This window comes from Blastococcus sp. SYSU DS0973, assembly GCF_054051055.1.
Map to the genome: position 1 here is coordinate 330,794 of NZ_JBJHAN010000001.1, position 19,234 is coordinate 350,027.

15 protein-coding genes and 2 tRNA genes are annotated in these 19,234 nt (G+C 71.8%); 3 read left to right on the forward strand and 14 right to left on the reverse strand.

Features of this window, described 5'->3' with window-relative positions; all coding sequences use genetic code 11:
• The first annotated feature begins 20 nt into the window (after window positions 1-20).
• The gene (gene valS, locus ACI791_RS01655) at window positions 21-2,606 is read left to right on the forward strand and encodes a valine--tRNA ligase (RefSeq protein WP_456584443.1); all 2,586 of its coding nucleotides are present in this window, start codon (window positions 21-23) and stop codon (window positions 2,604-2,606) included.
• 73 nt (window positions 2,607-2,679) lie between these two features.
• Here valS and ACI791_RS01660 read toward each other — a convergent pair whose 3' ends face one another.
• The gene (locus ACI791_RS01660) at window positions 2,680-3,210 is read right to left on the reverse strand and encodes a DUF1697 domain-containing protein (RefSeq protein ID WP_456584444.1); all 531 of its coding nucleotides are present in this window, start codon (window positions 3,208-3,210) and stop codon (window positions 2,680-2,682) included.
• 810 nt (window positions 3,211-4,020) lie between these two features.
• Between ACI791_RS01660 and ACI791_RS01665 the strand changes: the two genes are divergently transcribed.
• The gene (locus tag ACI791_RS01665) at window positions 4,021-4,299 is read left to right on the forward strand and encodes an endonuclease domain-containing protein (protein WP_456584445.1); all 279 of its coding nucleotides are present in this window, start codon (window positions 4,021-4,023) and stop codon (window positions 4,297-4,299) included.
• Window positions 4,300-4,414: 115 nt separating this feature from the next.
• Here ACI791_RS01665 and clpX read toward each other — a convergent pair whose 3' ends face one another.
• From clpX to ACI791_RS01710, 9 genes are all read right to left on the reverse strand, one after another.
• Window positions 4,415-5,689, reverse strand: coding sequence for an ATP-dependent Clp protease ATP-binding subunit ClpX (clpX, locus tag ACI791_RS01670; protein WP_347059980.1), 1,275 nt, complete (start codon window positions 5,687-5,689; stop codon window positions 4,415-4,417).
• A gap of 298 nt (window positions 5,690-5,987) precedes the next feature.
• A complete protein-coding gene (locus ACI791_RS01675; RefSeq protein WP_347059979.1) occupies window positions 5,988-6,614 on the reverse strand; it encodes an ATP-dependent Clp protease proteolytic subunit in 627 nt (208 codons plus the stop codon).
• 20 nt (window positions 6,615-6,634) lie between these two features.
• On the reverse strand, window positions 6,635-7,273 hold the full coding sequence (locus tag ACI791_RS01680) for an ATP-dependent Clp protease proteolytic subunit (RefSeq protein ID WP_456584446.1): 639 nt from the start codon (window positions 7,271-7,273) through the stop codon (window positions 6,635-6,637).
• Window positions 7,274-7,560: 287 nt separating this feature from the next.
• Window positions 7,561-9,030, reverse strand: a complete 1,470-nt coding sequence (gene tig / locus ACI791_RS01685; RefSeq protein WP_456584447.1) for a trigger factor — start codon at window positions 9,028-9,030, stop codon at window positions 7,561-7,563.
• A 132-nt stretch (window positions 9,031-9,162) separates the two neighbouring features.
• Window positions 9,163-9,236: transfer RNA gene (locus ACI791_RS01690), tRNA-Pro, on the reverse strand.
• A gap of 95 nt (window positions 9,237-9,331) precedes the next feature.
• Window positions 9,332-10,786 (reverse strand): amidase, encoded by a 1,455-nt coding sequence (locus ACI791_RS01695; RefSeq protein WP_456584448.1) that lies wholly within the window; start codon window positions 10,784-10,786, stop codon window positions 9,332-9,334.
• Between the two features lie 34 nt (window positions 10,787-10,820).
• A complete protein-coding gene (locus ACI791_RS01700) occupies window positions 10,821-11,489 on the reverse strand; it encodes a DUF2306 domain-containing protein (protein WP_456584449.1) in 669 nt (222 codons plus the stop codon).
• An 81-nt stretch (window positions 11,490-11,570) separates the two neighbouring features.
• Window positions 11,571-12,233, reverse strand: coding sequence for a response regulator (locus ACI791_RS01705; protein WP_456584450.1), 663 nt, complete (start codon window positions 12,231-12,233; stop codon window positions 11,571-11,573).
• A complete protein-coding gene (locus ACI791_RS01710) occupies window positions 12,230-13,360 on the reverse strand; it encodes a sensor histidine kinase (protein ID WP_456584451.1) in 1,131 nt (376 codons plus the stop codon). Before ACI791_RS01710 ends, ACI791_RS01705 begins: the two co-directional genes overlap by 4 nt.
• Window positions 13,361-13,514: 154 nt before the next feature.
• Here ACI791_RS01710 and ACI791_RS01715 point away from each other — a divergent pair.
• A tRNA-Gly gene (locus tag ACI791_RS01715) sits at window positions 13,515-13,588 on the forward strand.
• Between the two features lie 410 nt (window positions 13,589-13,998).
• Here the strand turns inward: ACI791_RS01715 and ACI791_RS01720 are convergent.
• The 4 genes from ACI791_RS01720 to ACI791_RS01735 all read right to left on the reverse strand — a co-directional run bounded on the left by ACI791_RS01720 (window position 13,999) and on the right by ACI791_RS01735 (window position 19,212).
• Complete coding sequence (locus ACI791_RS01720; protein ID WP_456584452.1) at window positions 13,999-14,421, reverse strand: acyl-CoA dehydrogenase family protein; 423 nt, start codon at window positions 14,419-14,421, stop codon at window positions 13,999-14,001.
• A 209-nt stretch (window positions 14,422-14,630) separates the two neighbouring features.
• A complete protein-coding gene (locus ACI791_RS01725; RefSeq protein ID WP_456584453.1) occupies window positions 14,631-16,196 on the reverse strand; it encodes an AMP-binding protein in 1,566 nt (521 codons plus the stop codon).
• The gene (locus ACI791_RS01730; protein WP_456584454.1) at window positions 16,193-17,209 is read right to left on the reverse strand and encodes an NADPH:quinone reductase; all 1,017 of its coding nucleotides are present in this window, start codon (window positions 17,207-17,209) and stop codon (window positions 16,193-16,195) included. Before ACI791_RS01730 ends, ACI791_RS01725 begins: the two co-directional genes overlap by 4 nt.
• A 41-nt stretch (window positions 17,210-17,250) precedes the next feature.
• Window positions 17,251-19,212 carry an alpha-ketoacid dehydrogenase subunit alpha/beta gene (locus ACI791_RS01735; RefSeq protein ID WP_456584455.1) on the reverse strand — a complete coding sequence of 654 codons (1,962 nt, stop codon included), beginning with the start codon at window positions 19,210-19,212 and terminating at the stop codon, window positions 17,251-17,253.
• Window positions 19,213-19,234: the final 22 nt, after the last annotated feature.

The window sequence follows — 19,234 nt, forward strand, 5'->3', positions numbered from 1 at the left end:
CACTTCCTAGGATGAGGTACATGGTCACCGACTCCCGCACCCCGGACAGCGCGACGCCGGGAGCCGCCGTCGGCGTACCGGAGAAGCCGTCGATCGACGGCCTCGAGGACAGGTGGGTCGCCCGCTGGGCCTCCGAGGACACCTACGGCTTCGACCGCGAGGCCGCGCTGCAGGCGCCGCGCGAGCAGATCTGGTCGATCGACACCCCTCCGCCGACCGCCAGCGGCTCGCTGCACGTGGGCCACGTGTTCAGCTACACCCACACCGACATCGTCGCCCGCTACCAGCGGATGCGCGGCAAGCACGTCTTCTACCCGATGGGGTGGGACGACAACGGGCTGCCGACCGAGCGCCGGGTGCAGAACTACTACGGCGTGCGCTGCGACCCCGCGCTGCCCTACGACCCCTCGTTCGAGCCGCCGGCCAGGCCGGAGAAGAACCAGCTCCCGATCTCCCGGCGCAACTTCGTGGAGCTGTGCATGCAGCTGACGGAGTCCGACGAGGCGGAGTTCGAGAAGCTGTGGCGGCGCATGGGCCTGTCGGTGGACTGGACCAACGTCTACCGGACGATCTCGGAGACCTCGCGGGCCACCGCGCAGCGGATGTTCCTGCACAACCTCGCCCGCGGTGAGGCCTACGCGCAGGAGGCGCCGACCCTCTGGGACGTCACCTTCCGCACCGCCGTCGCCCAGGCCGAGCTCGAGGACCGCGAGCGCCCCGGCGCCTACCACCGGATCGGGTTCGCCGGCCCGGAGGGCGCGGTCTTCATCGAGACCACGCGCCCGGAGCTGCTGCCGGCCTGCGTCGCACTGGTCGCCCACCCCGACGACGCGCGCTACCAGCCGCTGTTCGGGAAGACGGTGCGCACGCCGCTGTTCGACGTCGAGGTGCCGGTGGTCGCCCACCGCCTCGCCGAGCCGGACAAGGGCTCGGGCATCGCGATGATCTGCACCTTCGGTGACCTCAACGACGTCACCTGGTGGCGTGAGCTGCAGCTGCCGACCCGGGCGATCGTCGGCTGGGACGGCCGGATCCTGGCCGACCCGCCGGCCGACGTCCCCGCGGAGCCCTACGCCGAGCTGGCCGGCAAGACCGTGTTCAGCGCCCAGCAGCGGATCGTGGAGATGCTGCGGGAGTCCGGCCACCTCGAGGGCGAGCCCAAGCCGATCACCCACCCGGTGAAGTTCTTCGAGAAGGGCGAGCGCCCGCTGGAGATCGTCACCACGCGCCAGTGGTACATCCGCAACGGCGGCCGGGACGCCGACCTGCGCCATGCCCTCCTCGCGCGGGGCCGCGAGATCCAGTGGGTGCCCGAGCACATGCGGCACCGCTACGACAACTGGGTCGAGGGCCTCAACGGTGACTGGCTGATCAGCCGCCAGCGGTTCTTCGGCGTCCCGTTCCCGGTCTGGTACCGGCTGGACGAGGCCGGCGAGCCGATCCACGACGAGCCGATCCTGGCGCCCGAGTCGGCGCTGCCGGTCGACCCGTCGTCCGACGTGCCCGAGGGCTTCACCGAGGACCAGCGCGGCAAGCCCGGCGGGTTCATGGCCGACCCCGACGTCATGGACACCTGGGCGACGTCGTCCCTGTCACCACAGGTGGCCTCGGGCTGGGACACCGACCCGGAGCTGTTCGCCAAGGTCTTCCCGATGGACCAGCGGCCGCAGGCGCACGACATCATCCGCACCTGGCTGTTCTCCACGGTCGTCCGGGCGCACTTCGAGCACGGCACCGTGCCCTGGACGCACGCCACGATCTCCGGCTTCGTGGTCGACCCGGACCGCAAGAAGATGTCCAAGTCCAAGGGGAACGCGACCACGCCGATCGACGTCCTCGAGCGGTACGGCACCGACGCGGTGCGCTGGCGCGCGGCCGGTGCACGGCCGGGCGCGGACTCGCCCTTCGACGAGGCGCAGATGAAGGTCGGCCGGCGGCTGGCCATGAAGATCCTCAACGTCGGCAAGTTCGCCCTCGGCTCCGGTGCCTCCGCCGCGCACACCGTCGACCAGGTCACCGAGCCGATCGACCGCGCGCTGCTGGCCTCCCTGGCCAGGATGGTCGACGAGGCGACGGCGGCGATGGAGTCCTACAACTACACCCGTGCCCTCGAGGTCACCGAGACGTTCTTCTGGTCGTTCTGCGACGACTACGTCGAGCTGGTGAAGTCGCGGGCCTACGGCGACGGCCCGGCCGCGGCGTCGGCCCAGGCCGCGCTGGCCCTCGCCCTGTCGGTGCAGCTGCGGCTGTTCGCGCCGGTGCTGCCCTTCGTCACCGAGGAGGTCTGGTCCTGGTGGCAGACCGGCTCGGTGCACCGGGCGCTGTGGCCGACGGCTGCGGAGCTGCCCACCGGCGGTGACCCGGCGGTGGTCTCGATCGCCGCCGCCGCGCTGGCCGGGGTGCGCAAGGCGAAGTCCGACGCCAAGCAGTCGATGCGGGCCGACGTCGAGACGGCCACCGTCACCGCGCCGGCGGAGCAGGTCGCGGCGCTGGAGGCGGCCCGGCCGGACCTGGTCCACGCCGGCCGGATCGCCGAGCTGTCGCTCGTGGCCGGCGAGGGCCCGCTGACCGTCGACGTCGTCCTCGCCGAGGCCGTCGACGCCTGAGCCCGGCCTGAGCGATGTGCGCCGAGGGCGCGCTCCCCGGCCGGGGGCGCGCCCTCGCTGCACGCTCCCCCGGTCAGCGGGTCAGCTCGACCAGCTTCCGGACGGTGTTCCAGTTGCGGTTCGTCCCCGCGGCGCCGAGCAGCCGGTCCCACGTCCACCCGCCCATCGGGCCGTGCTGCATGCCGTCGGGCAGCCAGAGGTAGAGCTCGCGTCCGCGCACCACGTAGTCCCCGCCGTCGCCGGGCGGGAGCGCCGCCACGCGCTCGGGCTGCAACGGCTCGGGGAAGAAGGTGACCGAGTAGCGGGACGGGTCGGTGGCGACGTGGCCCAACGGGTCGGCGGCCAGGACGGCGGCCAGCTCGTCGGCGGTCCGCACCACGACGGGGACGTCGAGACCGAACTCCTCGCCGATGGCCTTGGTCAGCTCGGCGGCCAGGTCGGCCTCCGCCAGCGGGCTGTCGAGCAGGAGGTTTCCGCTGGCGAGGTGCGTGCGGACGGCGCCGTACCCGCGGTCGGTGAGCACCTCGCGCAACCGCGGCATGGCCACCCGCCGGGTCACCCCCAGGTTGATCGCCCGCAGCAGGGCGACGTACCGCGTGCTCACGGGCGCAAGGCAGCGCGCCGGGGTGTCGGCGGGCCCTGAACGCGTTGCCGTCGGGCGTCGTCCCTCTACCCGACATCCCGGGGCTCGGAAAGACTGGCTGCGGGGCAACGCCGGCTCGGCCATCCCCAGGTTGCCCCGCGCGGCGCCGGACACGAGCCGTTTCCCGCACTCTGTGCCGGTGCACGATGACCTCCAGCTGCTGGGCCCGACACGGGTCGCATCGACGGCGTGGCTCTCCGAGCAGGTGGCCCCCCGGACCATCGGCCGCTGGCTCGCCACCGGGCGGCTCGTGCGGCTGCATCCCGGCTGGGTCACCGTGCCGGAGCTGGTGGACGACTGGACGGTGCGGGCGCACGCGGCCACGTCGTACTGCGGTGGGCCACTGAGCCACGGCAGTGCGCTGGCCGCGCACGGGCTGAGGCAGGAGGTGACCCGGCTGGAGGTCACCGTGCCGCCCAGCTGCCGCGTGCGCACGTCACGCCGGCTCCGGGTGCACCGGAGCCCGAGGCCGTTCGGTCTCACCACCGCGCGAGGCCTCGTCACCACCCCGGTGGCCAGGGCGCTGGTGGACTCCTGGGGGGATGCGCACCGGCCCGGCGCCAGGCGGGGGCGTGCGGGCGTGGTGCGCGGAGTCGTGCTGCGGGCGGTGCAGGGACGGCGCGTGCGAACGCCGGACGTGGTCATCGAGTCCAACGACCGGCGCAACCTGCCCGGGCGGGCGGAGCTCGCGGAACTGCTGCGCCTGGTCGAGGGCGGCAGCCACAGCGAGCTGGAGATTTTCGGCCTGCGGCACATCCTCACCTCCCCGGTGTGCCGGAGTGCCGGCGCCAGTACCGGATCGCGCTGCCGGACGGGCCCGTGTTCGTCGACGCCGCCTGGCCGGAGGTGCGGCTGGCCGTCGAGCTGGACGGCGCGGCGTTCCACGGCTCCGAGCAGGCGCGCGAGCGGGATCTCCGCCGGGACGCCGCGCTGGCCGTCCTCGGGTGGCAGACGCTGCGGTTCAGCTACCGGCGGGCCACCTCCGACCCGGAAGGCTGCCGCGCGCAGATCGCGGAGACCTACCGCCGTCGCCTGGGCGTCGTCCCGTGACCGGACATCCGGCAGCGCGGAATGCCCGATGACGGAGCAACGCCCGACCCTGGCGTGCCCTGCAACGCAGCGAGCCCGCCCCCTCACGGGGACGGGCTCGCCGAGGACGCTGTGCTTACGCCGACTTCTCGCGGGGGGCGCGGGTGGGCTTGCGCGGCACGATGGTCGGGTTGACGTGCTCCAGCACGACCTCCTTGGTGATCACCACGGAGGCGACATCCTCGCGGCTGGGGATGTCGTACATGACCGACTGGAGCACCTCCTCCATGATCGCGCGGAGCCCGCGGGCGCCGGTGCCCCGGAGGATCGCCTGGTCGGCGACCGCCTCGAGCGCGTCGTCGGTGAACTCCAGCTCCACGCCGTCGAGCTCGAAGAGCTTCCGGTACTGGCGCACCAGGGCGTTCTTCGGCTGGGTCAGGATGTTGATCAGCGCCTGACGGTCCAGCTTGCGCACGCTGGTGATGACCGGGAGCCGGCCGATGAACTCGGGGATCATGCCGAACTTCAGCAGGTCCTCGGGCATGACCTCGGCGAAGGCGTTGGCGTCCTCGATCTCCTGCTTGCCGCGGATCTCGCCGGCGAAGCCGATGCCCTGCTTGCCGGCGCGGGCCTCGATGACCTGCTCCAGGCCGGCGAAGGCGCCACCCACGATGAACAGCACGTTCGTCGTGTCGATCTGGATGAACTCCTGGTGCGGGTGCTTGCGGCCACCCTGCGGGGGCACCGACGCCGTCGTCCCCTCGAGGATCTTCAGCAGCGCCTGCTGCACGCCCTCGCCGGAGACGTCGCGGGTGATCGACGGGTTCTCGCTCTTGCGAGCGATCTTGTCGACCTCGTCGATGTAGATGATGCCGGTCTCGGCCCGCTTCACGTCGTAGTCGGCGGCCTGGATCAGCTTGAGGAGGATGTTCTCGACGTCCTCACCCACGTAGCCGGCCTCGGTGAGCGCGGTGGCGTCGGCGATGGCGAACGGGACGTTCAGCATCCGGGCCAGGGTCTGCGCGAGGTGGGTCTTGCCGCACCCGGTCGGGCCGATCAGCAGGATGTTGGACTTCGCCAGCTCGACGGCGTCCTCGCGGGAGGCGCGGTCACCGCCGGCCTGGATCCGCTTGTAGTGGTTGTAGACCGCGACCGAGAGCGTCCGCTTGGCCTTGTCCTGGCCGATGACGTACTGGTCGAGGAAGTCGTGGATCTCCTTGGGCTTGGGCAGCTCGTCGAACTTCAGGTCCGACGACTCGGAGAGCTCTTCCTCGATGATCTCGTTGCAGAGGTCGATGCACTCGTCACAGATGTAGACCCCGGGGCCAGCGATGAGCTTCTTGACCTGCTTCTGGCTCTTGCCGCAGAACGAGCACTTGAGCAGATCACCGCTCTCACCGATACGTGCCACCTGCTGACCTCCACCTCGACAGTCGCCGGTCCTGGTGTCAGGTACCCGCGGGTTGGACCCTGCTTGCTTGTCTGCTGCCCCTGCTCGACCTCGCTGACAGGCTGCCCCGCGAGGCTCTCCTCCCGGCGCTTCCGGCCGGGGATCGGGCGTTCGCCGAACGTACCTGCCACCTCCGGCGAGGTCGGGCAATGACTCACCCGGATCGCCGGCCGTCCCACTTCTGTCCCGTCGTGCCCTCAGACCTCCGACGGTACGGGCCGAACACGCGTCACGCGCGCCCCCGGCCCGTACCGGCCGGTCAGGACTGGAGGGCGTTGAGCTTGCGGCTCTGGATCACCTGGTCGACGATCCCGTACTCCTTGGCCTGGGCGGCCGTCAGGATCTTGTCGCGGTCGATGTCGGTGCGGATCTGCTCCTGGGACCGGCCGGTGTGCCGGGCCAGGATCTCCTCCATCTGCACCCGCACCCGCTCGATCTCGGCGGCGTGGATCTCCAGGTCGGTGACCTGGCCGCCGGCCTCGCCGGAGGGCTGGTGGATCAGCACGCGCGAGTACGGCAGCGCCAGGCGCTTGCCCGGCGTCCCGGCCGCGAGCAGGACGGCGGCGGCCGAGGCGGCCTGACCCATGACCACGGTCTGGATGTCGGGCCGGACGAACATCATCGTGTCGTAGATGGCCATGAGCGACGTGAAGGAGCCGCCGGGCGAGTTGATGTAGATCGTGATGTCGCGGTCGGGATCGGCGGACTCCAGCGTGATCAGCTGGGCCATCACGTCGTTGGCCGACGCGTCGTCGATCTGCACCCCGAGGAAGATGATCCGTTCCTCGAAGAGCTTGTTGTAGGGGTTGGACTCCTTCATGCCGTAGCTCGTGCGCTCCACGAAGGAGGGCAGGATGTAGCGGCTGGAGGGCATCTCGAAGCTCATCTGTCTGTGTCCTCGGGCGCTCAGTTGTCGGAGACCGGGTTGGCGCTGTCGGTCATGGCGGCCTTGCTCACCACGTGATCGACGAAGCCGTACTCGAGGGCCTCCTGGGCGGTGAACCAGCGGTCGCGGTCGGAGTCCTCGTTGATCCGCTCGACGCTCTGCCCGGTGTGGAAGGACTGCAGCTCGTTGAGCTCCCTCTTCGTGCGGCGGAACAGGTCGGCCTGGATGGCGATGTCCGCCGCCGTGCCACCGACGCCGGCCGAGGGCTGGTGCATCATGATCCGCGCGTGCGGCAGGGCGTAGCGCTTGCCCTTGGTGCCCGCCGTCAGCAGGAACTGGCCCATCGAGGCGGCCAGGCCCATCCCGTAGGTGGCGACGTCGCAGTCGATGAACTGCATCGTGTCGTAGATGGCCATGCCGGCGCTGACCGAGCCACCGGGCGAGTTGATGTAGAGGTGGATGTCCTGCTTGGGGTCCTCGGCGGACAGCAGCAGCATCTGCGCGGCCAGCTGGTTGGCGATGACGTCGTCGACCTGGGTGCCCAGGAAGATGATGCGCTCGCGCAGCAGGCGCTCGTAGACCGAGTCGCCGAGGTTCATCATTCCGCCGGCGCCACGCATGATGGGTGCGCTCGCCAGGATCGGGTCGGTGGTGCTCACGGGTGCGGTGACCTCCGTAGGACGCGTCGTGGCATAGGTCTCGAAGTGGTGCGGGGACCGGAACGGCCCTCCGGGAGGCGGTACCCCCCGGCGATCGCCTGAGTCCTGTCGACCCTAACGCGGACCTGCGACGGGACAGTCCTCGTGCGGGCGGTGTTCGCCGTCGGCGCAGCGCCGGAACGCGACGACGCCGCCCTCCCCGGTCGGGAAGGCGGCGTCGTCGCGTACGGCCTCGTCCAGAAGGCTCGCCCTGAGCCTGCGAAGGGCGAGGAGGACGAGGTCCTCGTTCAGGCCTTGGTGACGTCCTCGGTGTTCTCCGTGGCGCCCTCGGCGGCCTCGCTCGCGACGGCCTGGACGCCGATGTCCTCGCCCTCGGCCGGAGCGTCCTCGGTGCCCTCGTCCCCGGTCGCCTCGTCGTCAGCCGGCGCCTGCACCGTCTTCGGGCGCAGGGCCTCGAGGTCGACGCGATTGCCCGACGCGTCGGTGATCGTCGTCTGCTCGAGCAGCTGGGCCAGCGTCTTGGTGCGGCGCACGTCGGCGACGAACTCGGCGATGTTGCCGCCCTGCTGCAGCTGCTGCGCGAACTGCTCCGGGCTCATCCGGCTGCGCTGGGCCTGGGCCATGATCTGCGCCGAGAGGTCGTCGTTGCCGACGGTGACCTCTCGGGCGTCGGCGATGGCGTCGAGGATGAACTGCGTCTTGACGGCCTCCTCGACGTTCTTCCGCTGGTCGGCCTCGTACTCCTCGCGGCTCTCGACGCCCGACATCTTGAGGAACGCGTCCCAGTCCATGCCGGCCTGCGCGAGCTCCCGCTCGAAGGCCTGGTTGCGCCACTCGATCTCGCGGTCGACGAGGTTCTCCGGGATCGGCACCTCGATGGTCTCGATCAGGTGCTCGACCAGCTTGTCGCGCGCCTGTGCGCCCTGCTGGATCACCTTCGAGCGGGCCAGCCGGGTGCGGACGTCCTCGCGCAGCTCGTCCAGGGTGTCGAACTCGCTGGCGGTGGAGGCGAACTCGTCGTCCAGCTCGGGCAGCTCCTTCTCCTTCACCGAGCGGACGGTGACGGTGACCTCGGCCGTCTCGCCGGCGTTGGGACCGGCGAGCAGTGCGGTCTCGAAGGTCTTCGACTCGTCGGCGGACAGCCCGCGGACGGCGTCGTCGAGGCCCTCCATGAGGCTGCCGGAGCCGACCTCGTAGGACATGCCGGTGGTCGAGCCGTCCTCGAGGACCTCACCGTTCAGCTTGGCCTCGAGGTCGATGGAGACGAAGTCGCCGTCCTGGGCGGCGCGCTCGACGCCGGTCAGCATCGAGAAGCGCTCGCGCATGACCGAGACCTGCTGGTCGATCTCCTCGTCGGTGACCTCGACGTCGTCGACGGTCACGGCGAGGTCGTCCAGGCTGGGGAGCTCGAGCTGCGGGGCGACGTCGACCTCGGCGGTGAAGGCGAGGGTGTCGTTGTCGTCGAGGCGGGTGACCTCGATGTCGGGCTGGCCCAGGACGCGGACCTGGTTCTCCCGGATGACCTCGGAGTAGATCTCCGGAACGGCGTGCTGCACGACCTGCTCGAGGACGACGGGGCGCCCGATGCGCTGGTCGAGGACGCGGTTGGGCACCTTGCCGGGGCGGAACCCCGGGACGCGGACCTGCTTGCCCAGCTCCTTGTAGACCTCACCGAATGCGTGGTCCAGGTCCCCCCAGGGCACCTCGATCGCCATCCGGACCCGCGTGGGGCCCAGTTCCTCGATGGTGCTCTTCACAGCGGCAGTGCTCCTCGGTGAGACAGTGGGTGTGCAGGCGCCCACGGTGTCGTGGCGCCGGGTCGACCCCCGAGTCTAGAGACGTCGGAGGCACACGCGCGGTGGCGGGATGCGGGCATCGCGCTCGTCCGGTCGGGGTGACAGGATTTGAACCTGCGGCCCCCTGCTCCCAAAGCAGGTGCGCTACCAAGCTGCGCCACACCCCGTGGCCGCCCGAGTCTAGGCGGACGGGCTTCCCCGGACAGCGGGCCCGGGCCCCGGACTCTCCCCCACGCCTGCGCCGCCCGGACGGGACCGGCCGTCAGGCGGAGACCGCGGGACGGCGGTCGGCCCACGGCGCCGCCTGCTCCAGGGCCGCGGCGACGCGCACCAGCACGTCCTCGCGGCCGAAGGCGGCGACGAGCTGGACGCCGACCGGCAGCCCCTCGTCGGTCCAGTGCAGCGGCAGGCTGATCGCCGGCTGACCGGTGACGTTGAACTGGGCCGTGTACGGCATGAGGCTGTTGATCCGCCGGCCCTCCTCCCGGGGCCCGGCGGCGGTCATCCAGCCGAGCTCCGGCGGCGGGGCAGCGATCGTGGGCGTCACCAGCAGGTCGAAGCCCTGGCCGCCGACTTCCGCCGGAGCCCACCACTCCGACATCCGGCGGCTCCACGAGCCGAGCCACTGGCGCGCACCGAGGTAGTCCTCGGCAGAGAGCTTGCGGCCCACGGCGCGGTAGAAGACGTTGCGCGGCTCGAGCTCTCCGTCGTCCACCGGCCGGCCGAGGGCGGAGCGCTGGAGCGCGGAGAGGGTGAGGGCCACGTCCGCCGCGATGGTGGTCGTGAAGAAGCGCGGGAACTGCGGGTCGAACATCGCGCCCGGCGTCCCCGGCTCGACGTCGCAGCCGAGGTCGGCCAGCAGCCGGCCGGCGCGCTCCACCGCCACCCGGCACGCCGGGTCGTCGAGGTACTGCTCTCCCGTCTGCGCGTCCAGGAGGCCGACGCGCAGCCGGCCCACCGGCGCGCCCACCTCCTGGGCGAGGGGCCGGGGCAGCCGCGGGGCGACGTACGGGTCGCCCGGCATGGGGCCGCTGAGAACGTCGAGGACGGCGGCGGTGTCGCGGACCGTGCGGGTGACGACGCCGTCGATGGTGGCGCCCGCCCAGCTCTCCCCCACCTCGGGGCCCTGGCTGACCCGCGCCCGCGTCGGCTTCAGGCCGACCAGGCCGCACTCGGCAGCAGGTATCCGGATCGATCCTCCGCCGTCGTTGGCGTGGGCGAGCGGCACGAGGCCAGCGGCGACGGCGGCCGCCGACCCGCCGCTCGAGCCCCCGGTCGACCGGCCGGTGTCGTACGGGTTCCGGGCCGGAGGGTGAGCAGCGGGTTCCGTGGTGATCGTCGTGCCGAACTCCGGCACGTTGGTGCGACCGAGGACGACGAAGCCCGCCGTCCGGAAGCGCGAGGCGAGGTGGCTGTCGACCGGCCAGCGGTACCCGGCGTCCCGGAGGAAGGAGGTGCCGTAGTTGGTCTCCTCCCCCGCGACGTGGCAACCGAGGTCCTTGAGCAGGATCGGGACGCCGCGGAACGGACCGTCGGACAGCTGGCCGCGTGCCTCCGCGCGGGCGACGTCGAACCGGTCGCGGATGACGGCGTCCAGCTGGGGGTTCACCCGCTCGATCCGCTCGATGGCGGCCTCGACCAGCTCGGCGGGCGTGGCCTCCCCGGTGCGGACGAGGTCGGCCTGCGCGGTGGCGTCGAGCCACGTGGTCTCGGTCACGTCCGGCACCGTAGCGGCGGGGTCCGACCGCTCGTCAGCCCACGGGCACGGCCCGGCGAGCACGCACGCCTGCCGGCCGGCGGATCAGCCACTCGGCGACCGCCAGGTTGATCAGCCATCCCGCACCCATGGGCCAGGCCTCGGTGGCCGGACCGGACTCCCCCACCACCGCCAGCCACGCGCCGGCCGTGAGCACCTGCGTCCCTGCGCCCAGGCCCAGCGCATAGCCCCGCAGCATCCAGGCGCGGTGCCCGGCGAGGTCCCGGCGCAGGACCGCAGTGACGCCGAGGGCGAGAGACCCGCCCATCCCGATCCCGGCCGCCGCGCGGAACAGCGTGAGCAGACCGCTGTCGGCGCCGGTGATCACCACGGTCAGCCAGAGCCCGCTCAGTGCGGCGACCAGGCCCGCGGGGGCGGCGATCCACCCGGTGAGCCGGTGCCAGCGCGGCCGCCGTCCACGGATGCCGGGCACGAACTGGAACGCGCCGACCACGGTGAAGAGGAGTGCGCTGAGGATGTGCACCACGAGGGGCAGGGGCGCGGCGGCCGAGCGGGGCGCTTCGGGGAGCGCCACCGCGCCCCCGGAGAGCTCGACGAGCCGGGCGGCGCCGGCCGCGACCGGCACGAGAGCCAGGGCGATCAGGGCGGCGGGCACCAGCCACCGCGGGTGAAGGCGGGACGTCGTCGGCGCTGCTGCGGTCATGCAGCGATCGTCGAGGTCGACGGGCCGCCGGTCATCGGGCGAAGGTGCGGACCCGGCCTCGTCCTTTGGTACGAGCGCCGGTCACCGGCCGGGCGTCACGCGGCGGGTCTCGTAGGCCCAGATGGCCAGCTCCACGCGGTTCCGGACGCCGAGCTTGGCCATGAGGCTGCTGACGTGCGTCTTCACCGTGCTCAGCGTGACGTGCAGCTCGCGGGCGATCTCGTCGTTCGAGCGCCCCCGGGCGACGGCGGCGAGGACATCCTCCTCCCGGTCGGTCAGCGGATCGACGGGCTGGGCGGGCGGCGCGGTCGGGCCGGTGCCGGCGAAGGCGTCGAGCAGCCGGGCGGTGACGCTGGGCGCGATCAGGGCGTCCCCGCGGGCGGCGGCGTGCACGGCCTGGGCGAGCAGGTCGGGGCCGGCGTCCTTGAGCAGGAAACCCCGGGCTCCGGTGCGCAGCGCGGCGTAGACGTACTCGTCCAGGTCGAAGGTGGTGATGACGACGACGGCGATCGGCTCGGTGACGTCGGGCCCGGCGAGCCGGCGGGTGGCCTCGAGTCCGTCGGTGCCAGGCATGCGGATGTCGACCAGGCAGACGTCGGGGCGCAGCTCGCGGGCCAGCTGCACGGCTTCCGCGCCGTCGGCGGCCTCACCGACCACCTCGATGCCGGGCTGGGCGTCGAGGATCATCCGCAGACCGGTGCGCACGATCTCCTGGTCGTCGGCGACGACGACCCGCACGCTCACGCGGGGCCCCGGCGGGGCAGCACGGCGGTGACCGTCCAGCCGCCCTCCGGGTCCGGCCCGGCCTCGAACGTGCCGCCGAGCAGCTGCGCGCGCTCGGCCATGCCGCGCAGGCCGAAGCCGGTGTCGCCCCGCCGGGCCGGAGCACCGTCGCCGTCGTCGGTGACCCGTAGCTGCACCCGGGCATCGTCGACGACGACGCGCACGTCGACCCGGGTGGCGCGCCGGGCGTGCCGGCGCGCGTTGGTGACCGACTCCTGCGCCAGCCGGTAGACGGCGGCCGCCACCGAGGGCGAGACGGCATCCGCATCACCTGTGATCTGGACGTCGACCGCGGGTCCGTCGCCCCCCGCGCCGGCCAGCCGACGCACGTCGGCGAGCCCGGGGACGGGTGAGAGCTCGACGGGCCCGTCGCGGCGGAGCGTGCGGACCATGCTGCGCATCTCGGCGAGCGTGCTGGCCGCCTCGGCCTCGATCAGCCGCAGCGCCTCGGCCGCGGCCTCCGGGCGCGCGGCTGCGGTGGCGAGGCCGGCCTGAGCGCGGATGGCGATTGCGGAGACGTGATGGGCGACGGTGTCGTGCAGGTCGCGGGCGAGGTCCGCTCGCTCGCGGGCGGCGACCTGGTCGAGCTCGCGGGCACGGGCCCGCGCCCGGCTGCGGGCCGCCGACCCGAGGGTCAGGGCCGCGAAGAGGATGGCGAAGCCGCCGACGGCGTCGGTTCCGGAGGTCGGGCCGACGACCATCGCCACGACGGCACTGACCAGCATGAACGCCAGGCCGGCGAGCGCCTCGCGGCCGGAGCCCCAGCGCACCACGGCGTACGGCAGCACCAGCCCGACCACGGCCGAGTACAGGCCGTCCTCGTCGCCGGTGACGAGGACCAGCACGTCGAGTCCGAGGAACCAGATGACGAGGACGAGCAGCGGGTGCGTCCTGCGCCACAGCAACAAGGGCACCAGCGCGCAGAGGACGGCAACCTGCAGCCAGCGGAACGGCAGGTCGGGGCGGAGGACGCCCTCGAGCACCGCGGCGGCCGGGGCCGCGCCGACGAGCAGCCAGTCCCACCAGGCGCGGGTCGGCGGGTCGGGCGGGCTCGGCTCGTGCCAGACCGAGCGCAGCAGCGCGTGCACGCCGGTCACCGTACGAGCCGGGACGCCGCAGTTGATCAGCCGGAAGTACGGGGCGCGGGCCGTGACGGCGATGCGGCAGAGTCTGCGTTCTGGGGAGGCGCTAGTCTCGACGCGGACTCCGGCCCACCGGTCTAGATCGGCGGCCGACTGTCTCGCGGGTGTAGCTCAATGGTAGAGCCCCAGCCTTCCAAGCTGGCCATGCCGGTTCGATCCCGGTCACCCGCTCCACGTCCTCACCAGTACAGATGTCCGTATGCGCAGCTCAGCCGGGCATCACCGCTCCTTCGTGCCTTGGCGGTCCTGACCCTTGTTGACCGCTGACCACGGGGTTTGGCCGGTGCTTAAGGCACGGATAAGGCACGAAGCTGCCGCCTGCGCCGCTGCGCCCCTCGGGCCGACGGCCGTCCCGTCCCGCCCGTCTCGCGGGAATGGGCCCGGACCCGACGGGCAAGGAACATCGTTCCGCCGCCCCGGTCCCCGGCCTCACCCCGCGTGCGGGCCATGATGATGAACAATCCGGCTCCATCGGCTCCCGTGATGAATGTCTTGCGGCCGTCAATCCGCCACCCGCCGGGCACGCGAGTGGCACGTCGTCGCCAGCGCCGTGGGGTCCGACCCTGCCCCGGGGGCCGGCTCGGTCATGGCGAAAGCCGAGCGGATCTCCCCGCGCACCAGCGGCCCCAGGTACTGCTCTTGCTGCGCCTCGGTGGCGACGTGCGCGAGCAGGTGCACGTTGCCCTCGTCGGGGCTGCGGCGTTGATGGCCATCGCGCCGAACAGCGAGCGACCGGCGGCCTCGAAGACGTGGGCGCGCCGGACCATCGACAATCCCAGGCCGCCGTGCGCGACAGGCGCGTGCGGGGCCAGGAGGCCGCGTCGTCGGGCGCCGTCCTGCAGGCGCCGGCGCAGGCGGTCCCCGCCGGCGAGGGTCACGTCGCCGTCGAAACGGTCCTCGACGGGCAGGATCTCGGTGTCGACGTACTCGCGGGTGCGAGTCCCGAGGAACGCGGGGTCCGGTTCGGCGGCGTCGGTCGCCGAGGGCGGTGGCGTCGTGGTGCTCACGGAAGTCGTCCTCCTCAGGACTGGGCCGGGGCTGCGGGAGTTCGCGGCGCCCGTGGTGAAGCCGGGCCTGCGGCGGACGAGAGGTGTATGCGGACACAGCCAGGAACCGGCCCTCGGTCAGGCCGGTGTGGCCGCGGTTGCGGTGCGGCGCTACCCCGTCGCCGACCGGCGCGAGGCTCGTCGGCGGAGCAGGCGCCGAGGACGGGCCGCTACTGCCGGGAGCGCAGCATGTGCTTCTGTATCTTTCCGCTGGCCGTCTTCGGCAGCCCGTCGAGCATCCGGAGCTGCTCCGGGAACTTCTGGCGAGCGATGCCCCGCTGCGCCAGGAACTCGACGAGGTCGGCGAGTTCCAGGTCCTCGTGGCCAGGAGCCGGCACCACGAAGGCGCACGCCCGCTCCCCCATCACCGGGTCCGGCAGGCCGACGACCGCCACCTCGGTGACAGCCGGGTGGGCGTAGAGGTGGTCCTCGACCTCGCGCGCACTGATGTTCTCGCCGCCACGGACAATGATGTCCTTCTGGCGCCCGCGGATGGTGACGTAGCCGTCCTCGAACGAGGCCAGATCCCCGGTGCGGAAGTAGCCGTCCTCGGTGAACGCCGCTGCGTTGAGGCTGTCGTCCAGGTAGCCGAGGAACATCTCCGGACCCCGCACCGCGAGCTCGCCGACCCCCTCCACGACGTCGAGCAGAAGGCACTCGGCCTCGCCGATGGGGGCACCGTCGGTCTCCGCGCGCCGTTCCAGCGGAGCCTCCGGGCCGCTGCACGAGAAGGTCGGGTACTCCGTCGACCCGTAGACCCGCATCACTTTCGTGCCGAGCAGCCTCTCGGCGTCGACCACCAGCCGCGGCGACACGTCCGCCCCACCGCAGGCGAAGAAGCGAAGATGGCACTGTCGGCCCTCGGCGGCGTAGGCATCGAGCAACCCCTTGAGGAATGGTGTCGCCCCCAGGCACCAGGTGCATCCTTCGCGCTCGATCAGCTCACGCGCCCGGTGCGGAGCCCACCGGTCGAGGAGGACGACTCGCTGGCCGAAGACGACCGGCGCCATCATCCCGAAGACCAGGCCGGCGATGTGGGTAACCGGGCTCGGCATGAAGATCACGTCGTCGGCATCTAGGCCGAACAGGTCGAAGAAAGATCTCGCCTCGTAGAGCAGGCTCGCGTGGGAGTGCAGGACGCCCTTGGCGATCGACGTCGTCCCCGAGGTGTACATGAGCATGGCGACGTCGTCGGCCTCCCCCGCCGGAACAATCGGATCGTCCGGCGTCTGCCAGAGCTTCTCGAGAGTCTGCTGCCTGCTCCGGGACGGGACCGAGCCGCGCACGGTGACGACGGGCGCGTCGAGCCCGGCCATCTCCAGTGCCGTGCGGTTGAGCGCCAGGTAGTCGGTGTTGCGGTAAGTCTCCGGGGAGATCACGACTGCGGGTCGCGCCTGCCCGTAGATAAATGCAAGCTCGGACTCCCGGTATATGGGCACGATCGGGTTGACGACGGCGCCGCGCAGTTGGGCGGCGTAAAAAGCCACGACGCTCTCCCACCAGTCGGGGAGCAGGAGAGTCACCACGTCGCCCGGTCCCACGCCCAGCGACTCGAGCCCCGAGGCCAGTGCCGCGGCACGTCCCAGCAGCTCCCGGTTCGTCAGGCGGGTGTCGCCCTCGACGATGACCACCCGGTCGGGAGACCTGCCGCAGGCGTCGACGAATCGCGCAGCGATGGTCTCGCGCGGCCAATCGGGCAGTGCACGGCCGTACTCGTGCGTTCGGGTGGCCTTCATGCGGTTGCCCCCGCCGTGCTCGTCGTCCGGTCGGAGTCGTCGGGCGCCACCGCGAGCACCACGCGTCCGTCGGCCCCGGCCTGGACCTTGTCGTGCGCGGCCGCGGCCTCGTCCAGAGGCAGCACCTCGGCCGACGGGAAGAAGAGCGCGTCCTCCTGCAGCGCAGTCGTGATGGCCTCCCCCGTTGCCGCCAGGTCGGCGGGGTCGAGGTTGTAGACCAGCAGGAACTCCAGGGTGGTGCTCCCCCGGATAAGCTTGGCCAGCGGAATGGTCGGGTCGGACTCGAGCAGGGCGTAGGCGACGACGCGAGCGCCGCGGGCCAGCCGGTCGACGTAGGTCCGCAGGTTCGCCCCGAGGGCGACGTCCACAACGAGGTCGATGCGGTCCGGACTGGCCGCTTCCAGTGCCGCCTCGACATCGTCGGCGCGGTAGTCCAGCACCACGTCCGCACCGGCCCGACGGGCCAGGTCCTGCTTCGCGGCCGTGCTCGCGGTGGCGATCACCCGGGCGCCGGCGAGACTGGCCCACCGAACTGCGGCGCGGCCCACCGCTCCCGCTCCCCCCGTGACCAGGACCGTCCGTCCGCGCAGGTCGCCACCTGACCGGATCGCCGCGTGGGCGGTCATGAGCGGGATACCGATCAACGCACCGGTCAGCAGGGGCACGGAGTCCGGCAACCGGACCGCCTGGTGCGCGGGGACGCACGAGTACTCCGCCGCCGTGCCGAACCGTCGGCCGTAGGCTGCGTGGTAGAGCCAGACCCGCTCCCCGATGCGGTTCTCGGGCACCCCCTCGCCGACGTGCACGATGTACCCGGAACCGTCCTGGTGCGGGATCTGCCCCTCGGCCGCAGGGGCGCGCGACCCCGACCGGGCCTGCCAGTCGCTCGGGTTGACGCCGGAGTAGGCGACCTGCACCACCACCTCGCCGGGGCCGGCGACGGGGTCCGGCAGCTCTCCGTGCTGAAGGACCTTCTCGGCGGGTCCTGTCTCGCTGTACCAGACGGCTCTCATCGTCCCCACTCTTTCTGCATTCTGATGCTCCACGGGTCTTCTCAGGCCCGAGCTGCCTTGCGGATGGCATCGGCGATGCGCTGCTTGTCCGGCAACCACAGCCGTTCGAGGTTCGGCGCGTACGGGGCCGGGGTGTACTCCGCCCCAACGCGCAGGAGCGGGGCGTCCAGCGACCAGAACCCGTCGTCGGCCATCCGCGCGATGATCTCGGCGCCCACACCGAAGTCGCGGACAGCCTCGTGGACGACGACCATGCGGTTGGTCTTCTCCAGCGACGCCCGGACCGTGTCCCAGTCCAGTGGGGTGATCGTGCGCAGGTCGATCAACTCCACGTCGATGCCCTCGGCCGCGAGTTCCTCGGCCACGGCGGCGCAGTCGTGGAGGATCCGGGAGTAGGAGACGACGGTGACCCCTTCGCCAGGCCGGACGACCCGGGCCTTGCCGATGGGGATGAACGTGTCCCGGGGAGGCCGAGGGCCCTTCTTCCCGTACTGGAGGCGGTTCTCGACGAAGACCACCGGGTTCGGGTCCCGGATCGCGGAGCGCAGGAGCCCGTAGGCGTCCCAGGGGTTCGACGGCATGACCACCGTGAGTCCCGGGATGTGCGCCAGCAGGGCCTCCAGGCTCTGTGAGTGCTGGCTGCCGGATGACTTGCCGGCGCCGAACTGCGTCCGGATCGTGAGGTTCATCTGCGCCTTACCACCGGTCATGAACGGCAACTTCGCGGCCTGGTTGACCAGCTGGTCGAACGCGACGGCCAGGAAATCCATGTACATGACCTCGACGACCGGTTTCATGCCGGCCATCGCCGCGCCCACGCCAGCGCCCAGTAGTGCGCTCTCGGAGATCGGGGTGTCGAGGATCCGGTTCGGCCAGCGGCCGTGGAGCCCGCGGGTGATGCCGAAGACGTTGCCGGCCGCCCCGACGTCGATGCCGACCACAAAGACGTCGTCGTCGTCCTCGAGCTCCGCCTCGAGGGCCAGTCGGACGGCGTCCATGAGACGGAAGTCCTCGCCGGCGCGGTCGGCCGGCTCGCTGACTTTGTTTCTGGGACGCACGACGAAGTCGTAGAGCGTGTCGTCGGCCGGAGGCGGCGCGGCGCGGGCGGCCTCGATCGCCGCATCGACCCGCTCCCGCTCCTCGCTCTGCACCGCATCGAGGGCGTCAGGTGCGTGACCGCCCTCCAGCAGGCGGCGGCGGGTCAGCTCCAGCGGGTCCTTCTCCCGCCACTCCGCCCCCTCCTCCTTGGCGCGGTAGCGCTCGGGATCGCCCTCGTAGTGGCCGTGCCAGCGATAGGTCTCGGCCTCGACGAGGACCGGTCCCCCGCCACCCCGGACCTTGTCGACGACCGTCTTCATGCCCTCGTGCACGGCAACGACGTCGTTGCCGTCGAACGAGTAGAACGGGATGCCGTAGGCCTGGGCGCGCGCATCGAGCCCTACCGGGTGCTGGCTGTCCGAGGGCGAGAACTCGGCATAGTGGTTGTTCTCGCAGTAGAAGATCACGGGCAGCTTCCACACCGCCGCCAGGTTCACGGCCTCGTGGAAGGTGCCCTGTGCCACCGCGCCGTCCCCGAAGAAGACCAGGGTCACGTGGTCCTGTTCGCGGAGCTTGGCCGCCAACGCCGGTCCGTTGGCGATCGCGATCCCCGCGCCGACGATCCCGTTGGCCCCGTAGATGCCCTGCAGCGGGTCGGCGATGTGCATGGAGCCGCCGCGGGCGGAGCACGAGCCGCCGTCGCGAGCCATGAGCTCGAGGAACATCTCCTCGACGGTCAGGCCCTTGGCGATGCAGTGACCGTGCCCCCGGTGGTTGGAGACGACGCCGTCGGTCGGCCGGAGGGCGGCGCAGGCGCCGACCGCGGAGGCCTCCTGTCCAACAGACAGGTGCACGAAGCCAGGGATCTCCCCGGCCTTGTACAACTTCGCCGCGCTCTGCTCGAACGCACGGATGCGAGACATGACCCGGAACTGGCCCAGAAGTACGTCGCTGATGACGCTCAACCTTTCGTGATGGGTGCGGCGG

Coding starts and splice junctions, on each gene's coding strand:
- valS (WP_456584443.1), top strand. CDS start 21: ATGGTCACCGACTCCCGCACCCCGGACAGCGCGACGCCGGGAGCCGCC.
- ACI791_RS01675 (WP_347059979.1), bottom strand. CDS start 6,614: ATGAGCTTCGAGATGCCCTCCAGCCGCTACATCCTGCCCTCCTTCGTG.
- ACI791_RS01700 (WP_456584449.1), bottom strand. CDS start 11,489: ATGACCGCAGCAGCGCCGACGACGTCCCGCCTTCACCCGCGGTGGCTG.
- ACI791_RS01725 (WP_456584453.1), bottom strand. CDS start 16,196: ATGAAGGCCACCCGAACGCACGAGTACGGCCGTGCACTGCCCGATTGG.
- ACI791_RS01730 (WP_456584454.1), bottom strand. CDS start 17,209: ATGAGAGCCGTCTGGTACAGCGAGACAGGACCCGCCGAGAAGGTCCTT.